This window comes from Sphingobacterium sp. UBA7855 (genome assembly GCA_002500745.1).
Classification (GTDB): Bacteria; Bacteroidota; Bacteroidia; order Sphingobacteriales; family Sphingobacteriaceae; genus Sphingobacterium.
This window is the reverse complement of record DLST01000015.1, coordinates 239,070-253,553: the sequence shown is the minus strand read 5'-3', so window position 1 is coordinate 253,553 and position 14,484 is coordinate 239,070. Positions and strand designations below refer to the sequence as shown.

At 41.2% G+C, this 14,484-nt stretch carries 10 protein-coding genes; 6 read left to right on the top strand and 4 right to left on the bottom strand.

What is annotated here, in order from left to right; genetic code table 11:
* The first annotated feature begins 23 nt into the window (after window positions 1-23).
* The 4 genes from pafA (at window position 24) to B2107_RS13575 (ending at window position 6,152) form a co-directional block, all read left to right on the top strand.
* Window positions 24-1,667, top strand: a complete 1,644-nt coding sequence (pafA, locus tag B2107_RS13590; RefSeq protein ID WP_293956195.1) for an alkaline phosphatase PafA — start codon at window positions 24-26, stop codon at window positions 1,665-1,667.
* Between the two features lie 142 nt (window positions 1,668-1,809).
* Window positions 1,810-2,250 (top strand): RrF2 family transcriptional regulator, encoded by a 441-nt coding sequence (locus B2107_RS13585; RefSeq protein WP_046673766.1) that lies wholly within the window; start codon window positions 1,810-1,812, stop codon window positions 2,248-2,250.
* A gap of 213 nt (window positions 2,251-2,463) precedes the next feature.
* Window positions 2,464-5,250, top strand: coding sequence for an outer membrane beta-barrel protein (locus B2107_RS13580; protein WP_293956194.1), 2,787 nt, complete (start codon window positions 2,464-2,466; stop codon window positions 5,248-5,250).
* Window positions 5,247-6,152 carry a GLPGLI family protein gene (locus B2107_RS13575; RefSeq protein WP_293880034.1) on the top strand — a complete coding sequence of 302 codons (906 nt, stop codon included), beginning with the start codon at window positions 5,247-5,249 and terminating at the stop codon, window positions 6,150-6,152. Before B2107_RS13580 ends, B2107_RS13575 begins: the two co-directional genes overlap by 4 nt.
* A gap of 135 nt (window positions 6,153-6,287) precedes the next feature.
* Here the strand turns inward: B2107_RS13575 and metG are convergent, their stop codons facing one another.
* Window positions 6,288-8,357 (bottom strand): methionine--tRNA ligase, encoded by a 2,070-nt coding sequence (gene metG / locus B2107_RS13570; RefSeq protein ID WP_293956230.1) that lies wholly within the window; start codon window positions 8,355-8,357, stop codon window positions 6,288-6,290.
* A gap of 240 nt (window positions 8,358-8,597) precedes the next feature.
* On the opposite strand from metG, the gene B2107_RS13565 reads away from it, so the two are divergent.
* Window positions 8,598-9,500: a S66 peptidase family protein gene (locus B2107_RS13565; protein ID WP_293956193.1), complete on the top strand. Its 903-nt coding sequence runs from the start codon at window positions 8,598-8,600 to the stop codon at window positions 9,498-9,500.
* 39 nt (window positions 9,501-9,539) lie between these two features.
* Here B2107_RS13565 and B2107_RS13560 read toward each other — a convergent pair whose 3' ends face one another.
* Window positions 9,540-10,370, bottom strand: a complete 831-nt coding sequence (locus tag B2107_RS13560) for a universal stress protein (protein ID WP_293880030.1) — start codon at window positions 10,368-10,370, stop codon at window positions 9,540-9,542.
* Between the two features lie 259 nt (window positions 10,371-10,629).
* Between B2107_RS13560 and B2107_RS13555 the strand changes: the two genes are divergently transcribed.
* The gene (locus tag B2107_RS13555) at window positions 10,630-11,037 is read left to right on the top strand and encodes a DoxX family protein (RefSeq protein WP_293880028.1); all 408 of its coding nucleotides are present in this window, start codon (window positions 10,630-10,632) and stop codon (window positions 11,035-11,037) included.
* 118 nt (window positions 11,038-11,155) lie between these two features.
* Here the strand turns inward: B2107_RS13555 and B2107_RS13550 are convergent, their stop codons facing one another.
* Together B2107_RS13550 and B2107_RS13545 are read right to left on the bottom strand one after the other, a co-directional pair.
* A complete protein-coding gene (locus B2107_RS13550; protein ID WP_293880026.1) occupies window positions 11,156-11,986 on the bottom strand; it encodes a universal stress protein in 831 nt (276 codons plus the stop codon).
* A 257-nt stretch (window positions 11,987-12,243) separates the two neighbouring features.
* Window positions 12,244-14,370, bottom strand: coding sequence for a carboxy terminal-processing peptidase (locus tag B2107_RS13545; protein WP_293880024.1), 2,127 nt, complete (start codon window positions 14,368-14,370; stop codon window positions 12,244-12,246).
* Window positions 14,371-14,484: the final 114 nt, after the last annotated feature.

The window sequence follows — 14,484 nt, the reverse complement described above, 5'->3', positions numbered from 1 at the left end:
ATAGTTTAATACTTAATACGATTATGATTAAAAGATTTTTTTTAAGCGTCGTCCTTGGAATAGCAGCGCTTTCGTCCATGGCGCAGCAGCCGGAAAAACCAAAATTGGTTGTCGGCCTGATGGTGGACCAAATGCGGTGGGATTATTTGTATCGTTTTGCCGATCGATATGGCAATGATGGTTTCAAACGACTTTTGAAAGAAGGGTTCTCCTGCGAAAATACATTGATTAATTATATCCCGACCTATACGGCTATTGGGCACAGTTCGGTCTATACAGGATCCGTTCCCTCCATACATGGGATTGCGGGTAACGACTGGATTGAAGAACAGACCGGAAAGAATATGTATTGTACGCAGGACGACAATGTAGTCGGTGTAGGTACTACCGCAAAGGAGGGGCAACAGTCTCCACGCAATTTGCTTGCATCTACTGTAACCGACCAATTGAAATTAGCCTCTAACTTTAAATCCAAAGTCATCGGTATTGCGATTAAAGACCGCGGAGGGATTTTGCCGGCAGGGCATTTTGCGGATGCGGCCTATTGGTTTGAAGCAAAATCCGGTGATTGGATTACGTCCAATTTCTACATGGACAAACTTCCAAAATGGGTGGTGGACTTCAATAAGAAAAAATTAGCTGAGAAATATCTGAAAGGCGACTGGAAGCCGATGTACGACATCAGTACATACGCTGCCAACAGTATTGCAGATGACAATATCTATGAAGGCAAATATCCGGGTGAAGAGAAACCCACGCTACCTCGCGCCACTTCCAAATTGATGAAAGACGAGGGCTATGAGCTGATCAAAACCACGCCAATGGGCAATCAGTTTACATTGGATATGGCCATGGAGGCAATCAAAAATGAACAGATGGGTAATAACCCAACTAACAATACCGATTTTCTTTGTGTGAGTCTCTCTGCTACAGATTACGTAGGACACCGCTATTCATTGACAGCCGTGGAGATTGAAGATATGTATCTGCAACTTGATAAACAACTTGCCGAATTCTTCAAATACCTGGATAACACCGTGGGCAAGGGTAACTATACGTTCTTTATGACAGCAGACCATGGCGCTTCTTATAACTCAAGATTCTTTATGGATATGAAAGGCAATGGTGGTTATTTCTACTCCCGTCAGATTATCACAGGTCTTAATAAGACGCTTAAAGATAAATTTGGACAAGAGAAGCTTGTAAAAAGCATGATGAACTATCAGGTTCATTTAAACAATCAGTTGATTGATTCTTTACAATTGGATCGCGATAAAATAAAAGAGACCATCATTCGCGAGCTTCGTCATACTGAAGGGGTGGCCTATGTTGCTGATATGGAGAAGGGTGAAAGCCTGATGATTCCAGCGCCTATTCGGGAAAAAATGATCAATGGTTATAACTTTAAGCGCAGTGGTGCTATCCAGATTGTTTGCGAACCACAATGGTACGATGGTACGCCTCGCTCAACAGGTACAACCCATGGTACCTGGTCTGCATACGATTCCCATATTCCTTTGGTATTTATGGGCTGGGGCATCAAGCCTGGCGTATCCAATACAGAGGTACATATTGTGGATATTGCACCTACAATTGCAGCACTTTTGCACATTACCGAACCAAATGGCAGTATTGGAAAACCTATCACTGCGGTATTGGGGCAATAAAAAAAGGCAGTAGATACGTTTCCAGTATAGCGAGGTGAAACTCGCTTGGGTGATTATAGCTGGTCTACCCATGAAATGGTGAGGGTTTTATTCTATTGAATAAAAAACGTAAATTTGCGATTCAACAGGGGGTTAATAAAGTATGCTTTCCAAAAAAACAAAATATGCAATAAAGGCACTGATGGTGCTTGGTCGTAACTACGGTAATGAGCCTATGCAAATCGTAAAGATTGCGCAGGAAGAGAATATTCCCAAGAAATTTTTGGAACAGATTCTGCTCGAAATGCGAAATGCCGGAATTCTCTATAGCAAGAAAGGTGCTGGGGGCGGGTATAGCCTCAATAAGGCGCCAGAGGATGTTTTCTTATCGCAGGTTATGCGCTTGATCGATGGACCCATCGCGTTGCTGCCTTGTGTGAGTTTAAATTTCTACCGCTCCTGCGAGGAGTGTACCCAAGAGCATGCCTGTGGCATACGCGATACATTCGTTGAGGTAAGAAATGCCATGTTGCAGATATTGAATGATACGAGTATTGCCCATTTAATCAATAAGGAAAAAGAATTGAACTTAAATGTAGATTAAAGGATATAAAATATTTTTTTCATTTTTAATGGAGGCCTGACTTATTTGTCAGGCCTCTTTTTTTTATCATTATATTTTTGGAATACAGTGTTTTAAGCTAATCATTTTTTCAAAATTTAAGGTCTTTTTAATTATATAATTATTTAACATTATTTTACGAATTTTCCGTAGTATTAGCGGTATATTTACCTGACAATATATAAACGTTAATTTATGAAACTAACCTATTCCCTAGTTTTGTTTCTTTTGCTAGCTATCCTAAGTACGAAATCCTATGCACAGCATAAGCTTTCGGGTTCGGTTGTGGATGGCAAGGATCTTGCAAAACTACATCAGGCTTCAATCGCACTGCTTAACCCCAAAGATTCGGTCTTGATTACCTTTGGTCGGACAAAAGAAAATGGAACGTTCCAACTCGCAAATCTGGATACAGGAACTTATAAAATGGTCGTTTCCTATCCCCAATATGCAGATTTGGTAAGGGATATCCAAGTCACTGCCGGAGACTCAGACATTGGATTGGTTAAACTATCCAAAGCAGCCCTACTATTGGAGGAGGTGCAGGTGAATGGCAAAATTCCGGTGGTTATTAAAGGGGACACCATCGAATACGATGCCGGTAGTTTCAAAGTTGATAAGGATGCCAAAGTTGAGGACCTGTTAAAAGTATTGCCCGGTATTACGATGGATGGATCTGGCAAGATTACCGCTCAGGGCAAAGAAGTGAAAAAAGTACTGCTCGATGGGGAGGAGTTCTTCGGTGATGATCCCACGTTAATTACTAAGAATATTCGGTCCGATATGGTCAGTAAAGTGCAGGTTTATGAAAAGAAATCAGACCTCGCCGTTCGAACGGGGGTAGATGATGGGGAGCGCACGCAGACCATTGATATCAAACTCAAAGAAGATAAGAAGAAGGGACTATTTGGGCAAGCTGTTGCCGGAGCGGGTACGGATCACTATTACGGCGGTAAAGTGATGTTCAATAAGTTTAAAGGTTCGCAAAAAATTGCCGCGTATGGCATTCTTGCCAATGACGGTATGGTCGGACTGGGCTTTGAAGATAGCCAGAAATATGGCGTTGGGGGAAGCAGCAATGTACAGGTGATGGAAGGTGGAGGTATTATGATTACCTCGGGTGGCGACGGTTCTGATGGCGACTGGGACGGTACGTATTCTGGTGGAGGAGTACCTCGAGCGATCAATATGGGAGCTAGCTATTCCGATAAAACCAAAGATGATAAGCACAAGATCAATGTCAACTTTAAGCGTAATCAGATCCGTGTAGGTAACACCAGTACCTACAATGCGCAAAACAATCTGCCTGAGCGGGCGCAGGTAGACAATAACGTGACGCGGTCGGAGAACGAAAGTAAATCCAATACCGCTAACTTGAGGTATGATTTGAAGTTGGATTCGATGTCCGATTTGACCGTTAATATGGGATTTGTGAAATCGAGCCGTGATAATTTCTCTTTTTCTGATGCTGATCAACGTACATTGGATGGAGTCTTGATCACAAAGACGACATCAAAAAATGATTTGACTGGTGATCAGGATCGATTTAACGTCAATGCGATGTTAACACGCCGCTTCAGAAAAGAGCGCCGTTCTATCACCTTTAATATGAGTGCAAATACGGATCAGAATCGTTCCAAAATCCAATATTTCTCTGAAAACATCTTTCAAAGTTCAGGTGATACGACCCTGATTGATCAATTTAAAAATGATAAGCTGGCCAACAATACCTACAGTGCCTCAGTAACTTATTCGGAGCCCTTGTCAAAACGAATGACTGCCGCCGTTGGATATGCATTCAACAGCAGTAAATCGGAAACGCTGAATCAGTCTTTTGATAAAGATCCCGTTACAGGTGAATATACTGTGCTAGATCAAAATCTATTAAATGATTTTGATTTCACCAGTTTGAAAAATGCAGTGAATACTTCGCTGAATTACAAATCGAGTACGTTGACTGTCAATGTAAGCAATAGGGTGGATTTTGAGGATGTGAAGAGGACCTATAACAATCTAAATACAGCATTACAGCGCAATCAAACGTCAGTTAATCCGGTTTTCTCGGTTAATTATAAAATCTCGAAAAGTAAAAATATCAATTTCCGTTACAGCGGACGTACCAGTCAACCTTCTTTGACGCAGATAGAGCCCCTAAAACAAAACGCCCAGCCGCTTATTGAATATCTGGATAATCCAAACCTAAAAGCCGGCTTTAACAATTCGTATTCAATTGATTACAACAACTATAAGCAGTTGAAAGATCAGAGCATCTATTTTTATGTGAATGCCGATCAAGGTAAGAATAGCATTAACAATAGCGTGCGCTACGATTTGGACAGAGGTACACAGCAGATTTCCTATGTTAATATTGACAAGGACAATTGGCGGATGTATGGTGGTAGTGGGTACAGTTTTGTCCTGCAAAAAAAATGGGGACTGAAAATGAATCTCGGGATGCAGGTACAGTACAATAGTCAATTTAGTTACCTATCATCGTATACCGAGGAGCCAAAGCTCAATAGAAATCAAACGTGGAGTGTTTCACCGAATATCGGTTTTAGTCGCTACAAGGCAAATAAGATGGATTTGTATATTTCCATCAGGCCAGGTGTTCAGCAAATGAATTCCTATTTGCAGCCCGAGTTAAATCGTTCCACTTTTACTTTGAGGACCTATTCCGAGCTCACGTATTACCTGCCAAAAGATTTCAAAATCTCCTTAACGACCAATCAAAATTATCAGGCTGCTACGAAAACTTTACAGTCCATTAACGTTGTGAACATGAATGGTTATGTTTCCAAAAAACTATTGAAAGATAAATCGTTGGAAGTGCAGGTGTTCGTCAATGATATTTTAAATAAAAATAATGGCGTGTACCGTTATCAAAACGGAACGTCATTTATTCAGACGAGCAACGACGTATTGCGCCGTTATGGCATGCTAAAAGTAATCTACAATTTTACATCAATGAACCGTCCATGATAAAATTATCCATTTTTTTGTCCAGCGTTAAGGTGAATTTTAATTCTGATAAGCTCCATCTGGTCGATGGAAAAATAAAATTATTTACAGATGAAAGGAGATATCAAATGAGTAACTATACGAAATTGATGATTTGGGTTTTGTTGCTGTGCATGAGCACGGCACAAGCACAGCATGCCTATTTTCCGAGCAGCGGAATAGTGACCTATGAACGGAAGTTTCATGTGCAGAACTTCTTGAAGCGTAATTACCTCAACAAACCAGATTTAGATACCTGGGACAAGTTAACGGTCGACAATGCCGTCAAAAATGGCCCTACAGAGGTGGTGACCCATCATATGTTAAAATTTTACGATCATGAAACTCTATTTGAGACCATTCAGGAAGACTATCCTCCGAGTTACCGCAGTGTCACTCGATATCAGCCCATTCTTGCAGATTCAAAAACTTATATCAATTTTCAACAGCAGGAGTTTCTCAAATTGCTTCCATTTGGTGATGATCAACTTTTACTTAAAGATTCATTGCCTGCTGTAAAATGGAAGTATACTGACGAATATCGAAATATTGCCGGATACGACTGTCGAAGAGTGAATGGAATTGTGCAAGATTCGGTGTATGTGGTTGCTTTTTTTGCGGGGCAAATTCCTGTTCCGGGTGGTCCGGAACTTATTCATGGGCTACCAGGGCTAATCATGGGGGTGTCCATTCCAAGTATGAACGTCAATATGTTTGCAACCAAGGTGGAAATCACAAATGCTCCGGTTTCAAATGTGCTCACCAAGAAGAAAAAAGTGGTGGCCGAATCTCGAGCAGAGATCCTGAAAAAGCTGAGAGACACGGTTTACGATTATCTGGATGAAAAGGATTTTAAGAAACGTATGCAGAGCATATTCTTTTAACCAGCGAACTATGCTAAAGGAGAAAAGATAGGCTACTACCACAAAGTGGTGGCCTCGAAGTACCTATCAAGAATAGCCTATAAAAAAGCCTGTCCACACGAACAGGCTTTTATTATACATGTCCGGCGTTTGCTATTAACGCACCGTACTTCCTACTTTAATTGTTGTCTCTGGTTTGACGAAATCCAGTCTACCATCGGCATCTTCTGCCATAAGGATCATTCCCTGCGACATAATTCCTTTTATTTCCCGGGGTTCAAGGTTGACCAATATGGACACCTGACGGCCCACAATTTCTTCAGGGCTAAAGAATTCTGCAATACCCGAAACTACCGTCCGTGTATCAATACCCGTATCGATGGTCAACTTCAATAATTTCTTTGTTTTGGCAACTTTTTCAGCTGCTGTAATGGTTCCGACACGGATATCCATTTTAACAAAATCGTCGAAGCTGATATTTTCTTTTGCAGGAGCAACTTTGGCGTTGTCGGCTAGGTTTTTTGCTTTCGCTGCTGTAAGCTTATCAAGCTGCAAGTCGACCTGTTCGTCTGTTATCTTTTCAAATAACAGTTGTACTTCACCCAATTGATGCCCCACCTCAATCAACACATCTGAACCTGCGTCATTCCAGTTCCCCTGAGGAAAATTGAGCATTTCAAATAATTTGGTTGCTGTTTTAGGCAAAAACGGCTGCGCAAGGACAGCAAGGTTCGCAACGATCTGTGCCGCTACGTTTAATATTGTTTTAACCCGTTCTTCATCCGTTTTGATGATTTTCCATGGTTCCTCATCCGCAAGATACTTATTGCCAAGGCGGGCAACATTCATGAATTCTGCCAAAGCTTCGCGGAAACGGAATTGTTCTAAAGAAGATTTAATAGAAACCGGATATGATTTTAATTCATCCAATACCGCTTGGTCTACCGTAGACAATGCAGCTCCCCTCAATACCCTACCATCAAAATATTTGTGGGAAAGTACCATAACACGGTTCACAAAGTTGCCCAAGATAGCTACCAGCTCATTGTTTATACGGGCCTGGAAGTCCTTCCAGGTAAACTCAGCATCTGATGTTTCTGGTAATATAGACGTTAATACATAACGCAATTCATCCTGTTTGTTTGGGAATTCCTGTAGATATTCATGTAGCCAAACCGCGTGGTTTCTAGAAGTAGACAGCTTATCGCCCTCCAGGTTAAGGAATTCGTTGGCCGGAATATTTTCAGGCAAAATGTAACCGCCGTGCGCATGAAGAATAGCGGGGAAAATAATACAGTGGAAGACAATATTATCTTTTCCGATAAAATGGATCAATGTAGAATCATCGGCAGGGTTTTCATGTGTTTTCCAATAGTCCTCCCAGTTTTTGCCATGGTCTAATGCCCACTGTTTCGTTGCAGAGATGTAACCGATAGGCGCATCCAACCAGACATAAAGTTTTTTACCCTGTGCTTCTTCCAACGGCACATCGACACCCCAGTCCAGATCACGGGTCATTGAACGCGGTTGTAAACCCGATTTAAGCCAAGACTGGCATTGCCCAAACACGTTGGATTTAAGGATATTTTTCTTTCCTTCGATCAGCCATTTTTCAAGCCATGGTTGGTATTTATCTAAAGGAAGGTACCAGTGCTTTGTTTCTTTCAATACCGGTGTTTTTCCGCTCAATGTCGAAATCGGATTGATCAGGTCTGTCGGGCTGAGGGATGTGCCACACTTTTCACATTGGTCGCCATAGGCACCTTCGGACTTACAATTTGGACAAGTACCTGTAATATAGCGGTCGGCCAAAAACTGGTGGTACTCCTCATCGTAGTACTGTTCGGAAAATTTTTCGACAAATTCGCCTTTGTTGTAAAGGTTCAAGAAGAAATCCTGCGATAACTGGTGATGTATAGGTTCTGACGTACGGTGGTATATATCGAAAGAAATCCCAAACTCTTCAAAGCTTTCTTTAATTTGTTGATTGTATTTGTCAATGATTTGTTGCGGGGTAATGCCCTCTTTTTTTGCACGGATGGTAATCGCCGCACCATGCTCATCCGAACCACATACATAAACGACATCTTTTTGATTTAGACGCAAATAGCGGACAAAGATATCCCCAGGGATGTATGCTCCAGCAAGGTGTCCAATATGTAAAGGACCATTGGCATACGGTAATGCCGATGTGATGGTATAACGTTTTTTATCTAGAATACTCAATGCTTGAACGATATTAAAGTGTGTACTTGTTTTCTTTGGCAAACTTAGATAAATTGCTGTTTATATGCAATATAAATGCGTATCATATCAAACAATCGCAAAAATATTATTCCAAATAGCGGTAGAAAACTCAGATAAATTTACGTTTATTTGTAGGGATAAGCACATAGTTTTCCCATAAATTTTTTATTAGGGTCTAGCCTTTGTGCTTCCGGTTGTTTGATCATTAGCGATAAAAAGATGTCCAAAATACCTGATTTTCTGAAAGTAGGCGATAAAGTAGCGATCGTCTGTCCTGCGAGTTTTATTCGTGGATCTATTGATGTAGGCCTCAAAACATTGGAGAGCTGGGGATTGGAGGTTGTGGTCGGAGCGACTGTCAGCACATCGTACCACCAGTTTGCCGGACAAGACAGCTTACGAGCAGCTGATTTGCAGTGGGCACTGGACGATCCATCGATTAAGGCTGTATTCGCCGCAAGGGGCGGCTACGGTTGTGTCCGGATTGTCGATGAAATCGATTTCTCCAACTTCGAAAAACAGCCCAAGTGGCTGGTCGGTTTTAGCGATATTACGGTATTGCATAGTCATATTCAACGGAACTTTAAAGTAGCCACAATACATGGACAGATGCCCAAGTCTTTTGAGACGGGAACAAAAGCCTCTTTGGAAACGCTAAAAAATGCCTTATTTGGTTATAATATGGATTATAGCTATGAGCAGCGCGTCTATCCCAATCGTGCAGGTGAAGGCCGAGGAAAATTGGTCGGCGGAAATTTAGCCATCTTACTCTCTGTGCTTGCATCTGATTCGGATGTCAATTACAAAAATAAGATTCTATTTATTGAAGATGTTGGTGAAGCTTACTATTCTGTCGATCGCATGCTGTGGGCATTGAAGCGTGCGGGAAAACTAAAAAAATTGAGCGGTCTTATTGTCGGCGGTTTCTCTGCCATGAAGGACAACGACCCTGCTTTTGGCCAAAGTGTGGAAGAAATTGTGTGGGATAAAGTTAAAGAATACGATTTTCCGGTAGCGTTTGCCTATCCGGCAGGTCATATCGATGACAATCATGCCCTCGTATTTGGCCGAAAAGTGGCATTGAAAACCACGGCTAATGCTGTTCAGCTAACTTACTTGTAGGTGCAGCTGAACAGCATTTAGCTGCAACACCTATTCTGATTAGCCCGAATGTACCGGAATGACCATCATTGCAGCCTGACTCTTCCAAGCCATCTTTTGTGCTAAACTGGTATTGAAAATTCGGCTTAACAAGCCCTTGTCGCGGTGGAAAGTAACCATCATATCAATATTATTTTCGTTGATGTATTGGTTAATGCCCAGGGCAATGTCTGTATGAAGGATATAACTATACAGGGGATTGTAGGGCGCTAGCAGATCTTTCATGATCGTTATTTCAGCATTTACAGCTTTATTTGCAGGATCCTCTTTGGTGACATGTACCACATATACCTCACTTTTACGCAATACTTCAGATGCATTGATCAAAAGGCGGTTTAATTTTAGTTTTACTTCCTTAAGATTTGAGGCTATCAATATCTTTTTCGGTACCCTAAGTTCGGCCCGTGCGGGAACCACCAGTAAAGGTGTGTGACAATTTTCGATCAGCTTGAGCGTATTGCTTCCGAGTAGTAATTTCTTTAAGCCGCTTTTACCTGCGGTACCAACGATCACGAGGTCAATATCCTCCTCTGCACAAGTACGGTTTACGCCGTAGCTTAGTTCATATTCTTCGAGCACAGATTTCCAAGCTATCCCTTCCGGAAAAAGCAGCATCAGCTCCTGTTGCCAGGTATTGAGATCCTTTTGTTTCTCCTCTAGAATTTCTGAATTGCTGATAACAACAGGTTCGGTACCTACCGTAGGGATTACTTCGTACGTATGGTACAAGACCACCTTTTCAATGCCCCATAGCGGAGCCAATTGCGCGGCGTATCGAGCAGCGGCAAAGGCATTGTCCGAAAAGTCTGTTAACAAGAGTAGGTTTTTCATCCTTATTAGTTATTTGTGTATCACATCATCCATTTGTGTATCACATAATCCATCGCTAAGCTATTACCGACTTAGGTCGTGTTTTCTGTTGCAGCTCACCGTTTTATTATCGATTATATAGCTATTAAATTACACATAAAGTATTAAAAATGCAATAAATTTATTCCTAGCATAGCGCTGTGGAGCTTTTCAATTTAAATAATTTCATTAATTTAGGGCGAGTGGTTTTGTTCATCTATTCATAATTTAAGCGTTTTATATGGCAATTTGGAATTCATTGAGTAAGTATAGGGATACAGGTCTTTTGGTTTTGCGCATTGGATTGGGCGTGATGATGATTATGCACGGTCTGCCCAAGTTACAAGGCGGCCCCGATCTTTGGGCCGGCGTAGGTAAATCAATGGGCACGATTGGTATTCATTTTATGCCTACATTTTGGGGATTTATGGCGGCAGTGACCGAAACTGTTGGAGGGCTATTTTTGTTGTTGGGTCTTTTTTTTAGACCAGCAGCACTATTGCTTGCTTTTACAATGGTTATCGCTGGATTAATGCATCTTTCCAAAGGAGACGGTATCTCTGGTGCATCTCATGCAATTGAGCTCTTTTTTGTATTTTTAGGACTTATACTTATCGGTCCCGGTAAGCACTCCGTTGATAAAAAATAAACGGTTTTCCTAGAACGATATACGTTATTGAAGCCACGATTCCTAAAGGATTGTGGCTTCACTATAACGAGCACTTTTCACTTTCATTGCGATGGTTTTATGTGAAAATATATTGTATTTATGATCTATCCATGGGAATAACCAATAAGTTGGCGGAGCCATTCCAGGCGATCTTTTTTGATATGCTGCTTTTGAATAGGCTAGATAATAGTCCCTGCTTTTTATGGAATGAAAGGATGAGATCAATGTGTTTCTCTTTTGCATATTCTTCAATACCGACTGCAACATCGTCGTGACTAATGTAGTCATAAATCGGATGGTATTTGTCCAGGCGCTCATGAAGATGCTTTAATTCCTGCGCCAGGTCTGCGGCAGAAGCCTCTTTTTTCGCAACATTCAAGACATATAGTTTTGCTTGGAAGGTTTCTAAAACTTGATCCAAATTAAATAAATCCAGTTTGCGATCCACCTCTTTCAGATCCGTTGTTGCCAGTACATTTTTAGGGACGGCCGGATCTACCTTATGCGAAACGATCAGCATTGGTTTAGGGCATATATCCATTAGGGTAATGGCATTGCTTCCTACCAGAATTTTAGCAAAACCTGTCTGACCTGTAATACCCAATGCGACAAGATCAATCGCTTGGGCACTACATATTTCTTGAACGCCCATCGGTAAATCAATGTCTTCCATTTGATAGGATAAGGCTACTTGCGGTGGGAACAGTAGTCTAATTTCGTCGAACCAGTCTGCAAGTTCCTTTTCTTTGGCCGCTTTTACTTCTTCATTGACAACAACAATAGGTTCATTGTCGACGACGGTAACACTATTGTACGTGTGATATACAATTACCTTTTGCGTTTTCCAGGCTTCTGTACAGAGTGCAACTTGCTTTGCTGCTAGAAGAGCATTTTCTGAAAAGTCAGTTAACAGGAGGATATGTCTCATGATATTCTTTTTTATACGTTTAACTTGACAACCTACTGCGCTATGGTATCCCGATCCTTTGCTTAGCGATACGCATTGGATTATTGGGCGTCATATAGCGGCGGTAGATTACCAAAAACAATCAATGTAGCGATAAGTTACAAATAAAACGTGAATTTAATGTTAAGACCCCTCCAAAGTGATGAGTGTCATAAAAAAAGGCAACCCTAATCAGGGTTGCCTTGCCATTTACTTTACAGTTTTAGTTTTTGGTGAAATTACATCGGCTTTTTCGTACCAAAGTTGATGATATAGTCGGTCATCACTTTTGCACTTTCGTCTTTCACAAAATCCAGATCGATTTTAGGCTGTGACTTGCCTTCTTCCCAAGCTGGTTTACCCTGTAATTTCAATAAAGCGTTGATGCGATCTCTGTTTTTCTTGAGGTTGTCATCTTTATCTTTTTTGAATTTGTTGAATTCCAATGGAATTTTGACATCCTCATCCTTTTGGGCTTCTTCAATGTCCTCTTTCAGATATTTATATTCCAATGAGTTTTTGATACGTGCCTCATGCATTGCTTCCAATTTTTTATCGATCGCACTCAGGTCAGCTACTTTTTTGAAGTTGCTTGATTGGATTTGATCCCAAGGCAGTGCTGATTTTTCTGAGCTTTCGCCAAATTTCTCTGCAGAAAACTGAGAAGGGAATACGATATCAGGTGTCACACCTTTATGTTGTGTACTACTTCCGTTAACCCGATAAAATTTACCCAATGTAATATTGATCTGTCCATACTGAGGAGCGCCTTCTGGGGTGTCCGGGTCTTTTTCACCCGATGCCTTTAACAGCAATCGGCTGGTCGGGCTGATCACACGCGACATGTCTATTGCCGATTGCACTGTGCCCTTGCCGTAACTTTGAGATCCTAGGATAATCCCTCTTCCATAATCTTGGATCGCACCAGCAAAGATTTCAGAAGCCGAAGCCGAGAAACGGTTGATCATAACGCCCAGTGGACCATCCCAGGAAACACCGGCATTTTTATCTTCTTCAACATCAATGTTATTTTTTGTATCTCTCACCTGTACAACAGGACCCTTGTCAATAAATAGACCTGTCAAATCAATTGCTTCAGGTAAAGAACCACCACCATTAAAGCGCAGGTCGATAACCACCGCATCCACTTTTTGTTGTTTCAGTGTGTCTAATATCATCCTAACATCTCTCGTTGTGCTCTTGTAATTTGGGTCACGTCTTCTGTAAGCCTCAAAATCCATGTAGAATTTAGGGATGTTGATGATCCCCACTTTATACATTTTTCCGTCCGATCCTTTGACGTTCATGATTTCTTTTTTTGCAGACTCTTCTTCAACGACGATTTTCTCCCGTACAAGGGATACAATCCGTGGGTGAGAATTCATTGGCTGGCCTGCAGGAATAATTTTCAGGCGGACGATTGTTCCCTTTGGACCTTTGATTTTTGCTACAGCAGCATCAAGTCTCCAGCCAATAATATCTTCAAATTCACCATCTTTTCCCTGCGCTACAGCGATGATTTTATCATTGACGTGAATGCTCTTGTCTTTGAAAATAGGTCCGCCGGGGATAATTTCAAAGATGCTTACCGCTTCATTATCGATGGATAATCTTGCACCAATTCCTTCAAAAGTATTGGCCATTCCCTCATTAAATGCCTGGGCAAAAGATGGATTAAAATAAGAAGTATGTGGGTCTACAGCATCTGTCAACGCTTGCATTACGATCTGAAAAGCATCGTTTGCGTTGGTTTTTTTTGCCTGAGAGATCAAATTGACGTAGCGTTTTTTTAATGTCTCTACCTGTTTGGTCTTTGCACTGTCGGTAGATTTTCCACTGGCAGTTTCTAAGTTGAGCAGGTCATATTTCACCCGTTTACGCCATTGGTCGTTGGCCTCTTCTGCCGTTTTGAACCATCCTAATTTTTCACGGTTAGGCTGGTAATACTCGTCTTTCGTATAATCCTGTTTTTTGCCGATTTCTGAAAGCGCATATTGCATTCTGTCCAGGTATCTCTTCGAATACACGTTGAAAATATGGAAAGCAGCTGATAGATCTCCATTTTTAATGTCCTGGGCAAGATTGCTTTTGTAGGACTGAAATTCATCAATATCCGACTGAAGCAGGTAATTTTTGCCTTGATCCAAACTTTTGATCAGATTATCGTATATAATGCCCGATATTGAATCGTTCATTTTGACCTTTTTGTAGCTTGCATTTTCCAATAATCCAGAGACTTCCTTGGCGATGATCTGATGCTGCGTGCTTGGTTTAAGCCCTCCGTCATCAGGAAGTGCAACTCGTGGTTTTGAACCACAAGATACAATGGATACAACAAAAAGTGCAAATATGAGTTTTCTAAACATATTTTCGACGGTTTTATTAATCATTCTTTTTAAAAAATATTCAGCTTTTTTTGATAAGCGTGCTAAATTTAGTGAAATTCATAGCACATTACCGCAGAATCTAAAAATTAATTT

What these genes read in the sequence shown, in the direction of transcription:
- pafA (WP_293956195.1), top strand. Translation starts at nt 24, where the DNA reads ATGATTAAAAGATTTTTTTTAAGCGTCGTCCTTGGAATAGCAGCGCTT.
- B2107_RS13585 (WP_046673766.1), top strand. Translation starts at nt 1,810, where the DNA reads ATGCTTTCCAAAAAAACAAAATATGCAATAAAGGCACTGATGGTGCTT.
- B2107_RS13580 (WP_293956194.1), top strand. Translation starts at nt 2,464, where the DNA reads ATGAAACTAACCTATTCCCTAGTTTTGTTTCTTTTGCTAGCTATCCTA.
- B2107_RS13575 (WP_293880034.1), top strand. Translation starts at nt 5,247, where the DNA reads ATGATAAAATTATCCATTTTTTTGTCCAGCGTTAAGGTGAATTTTAAT.
- B2107_RS13565 (WP_293956193.1), top strand. Translation starts at nt 8,598, where the DNA reads ATGTCCAAAATACCTGATTTTCTGAAAGTAGGCGATAAAGTAGCGATC.
- B2107_RS13560 (WP_293880030.1), bottom strand. Translation starts at nt 10,370, where the DNA reads ATGAAAAACCTACTCTTGTTAACAGACTTTTCGGACAATGCCTTTGCC.
- B2107_RS13555 (WP_293880028.1), top strand. Translation starts at nt 10,630, where the DNA reads ATGGCAATTTGGAATTCATTGAGTAAGTATAGGGATACAGGTCTTTTG.
- B2107_RS13550 (WP_293880026.1), bottom strand. Translation starts at nt 11,986, where the DNA reads ATGAGACATATCCTCCTGTTAACTGACTTTTCAGAAAATGCTCTTCTA.
- B2107_RS13545 (WP_293880024.1), bottom strand. Translation starts at nt 14,370, where the DNA reads ATGTTTAGAAAACTCATATTTGCACTTTTTGTTGTATCCATTGTATCT.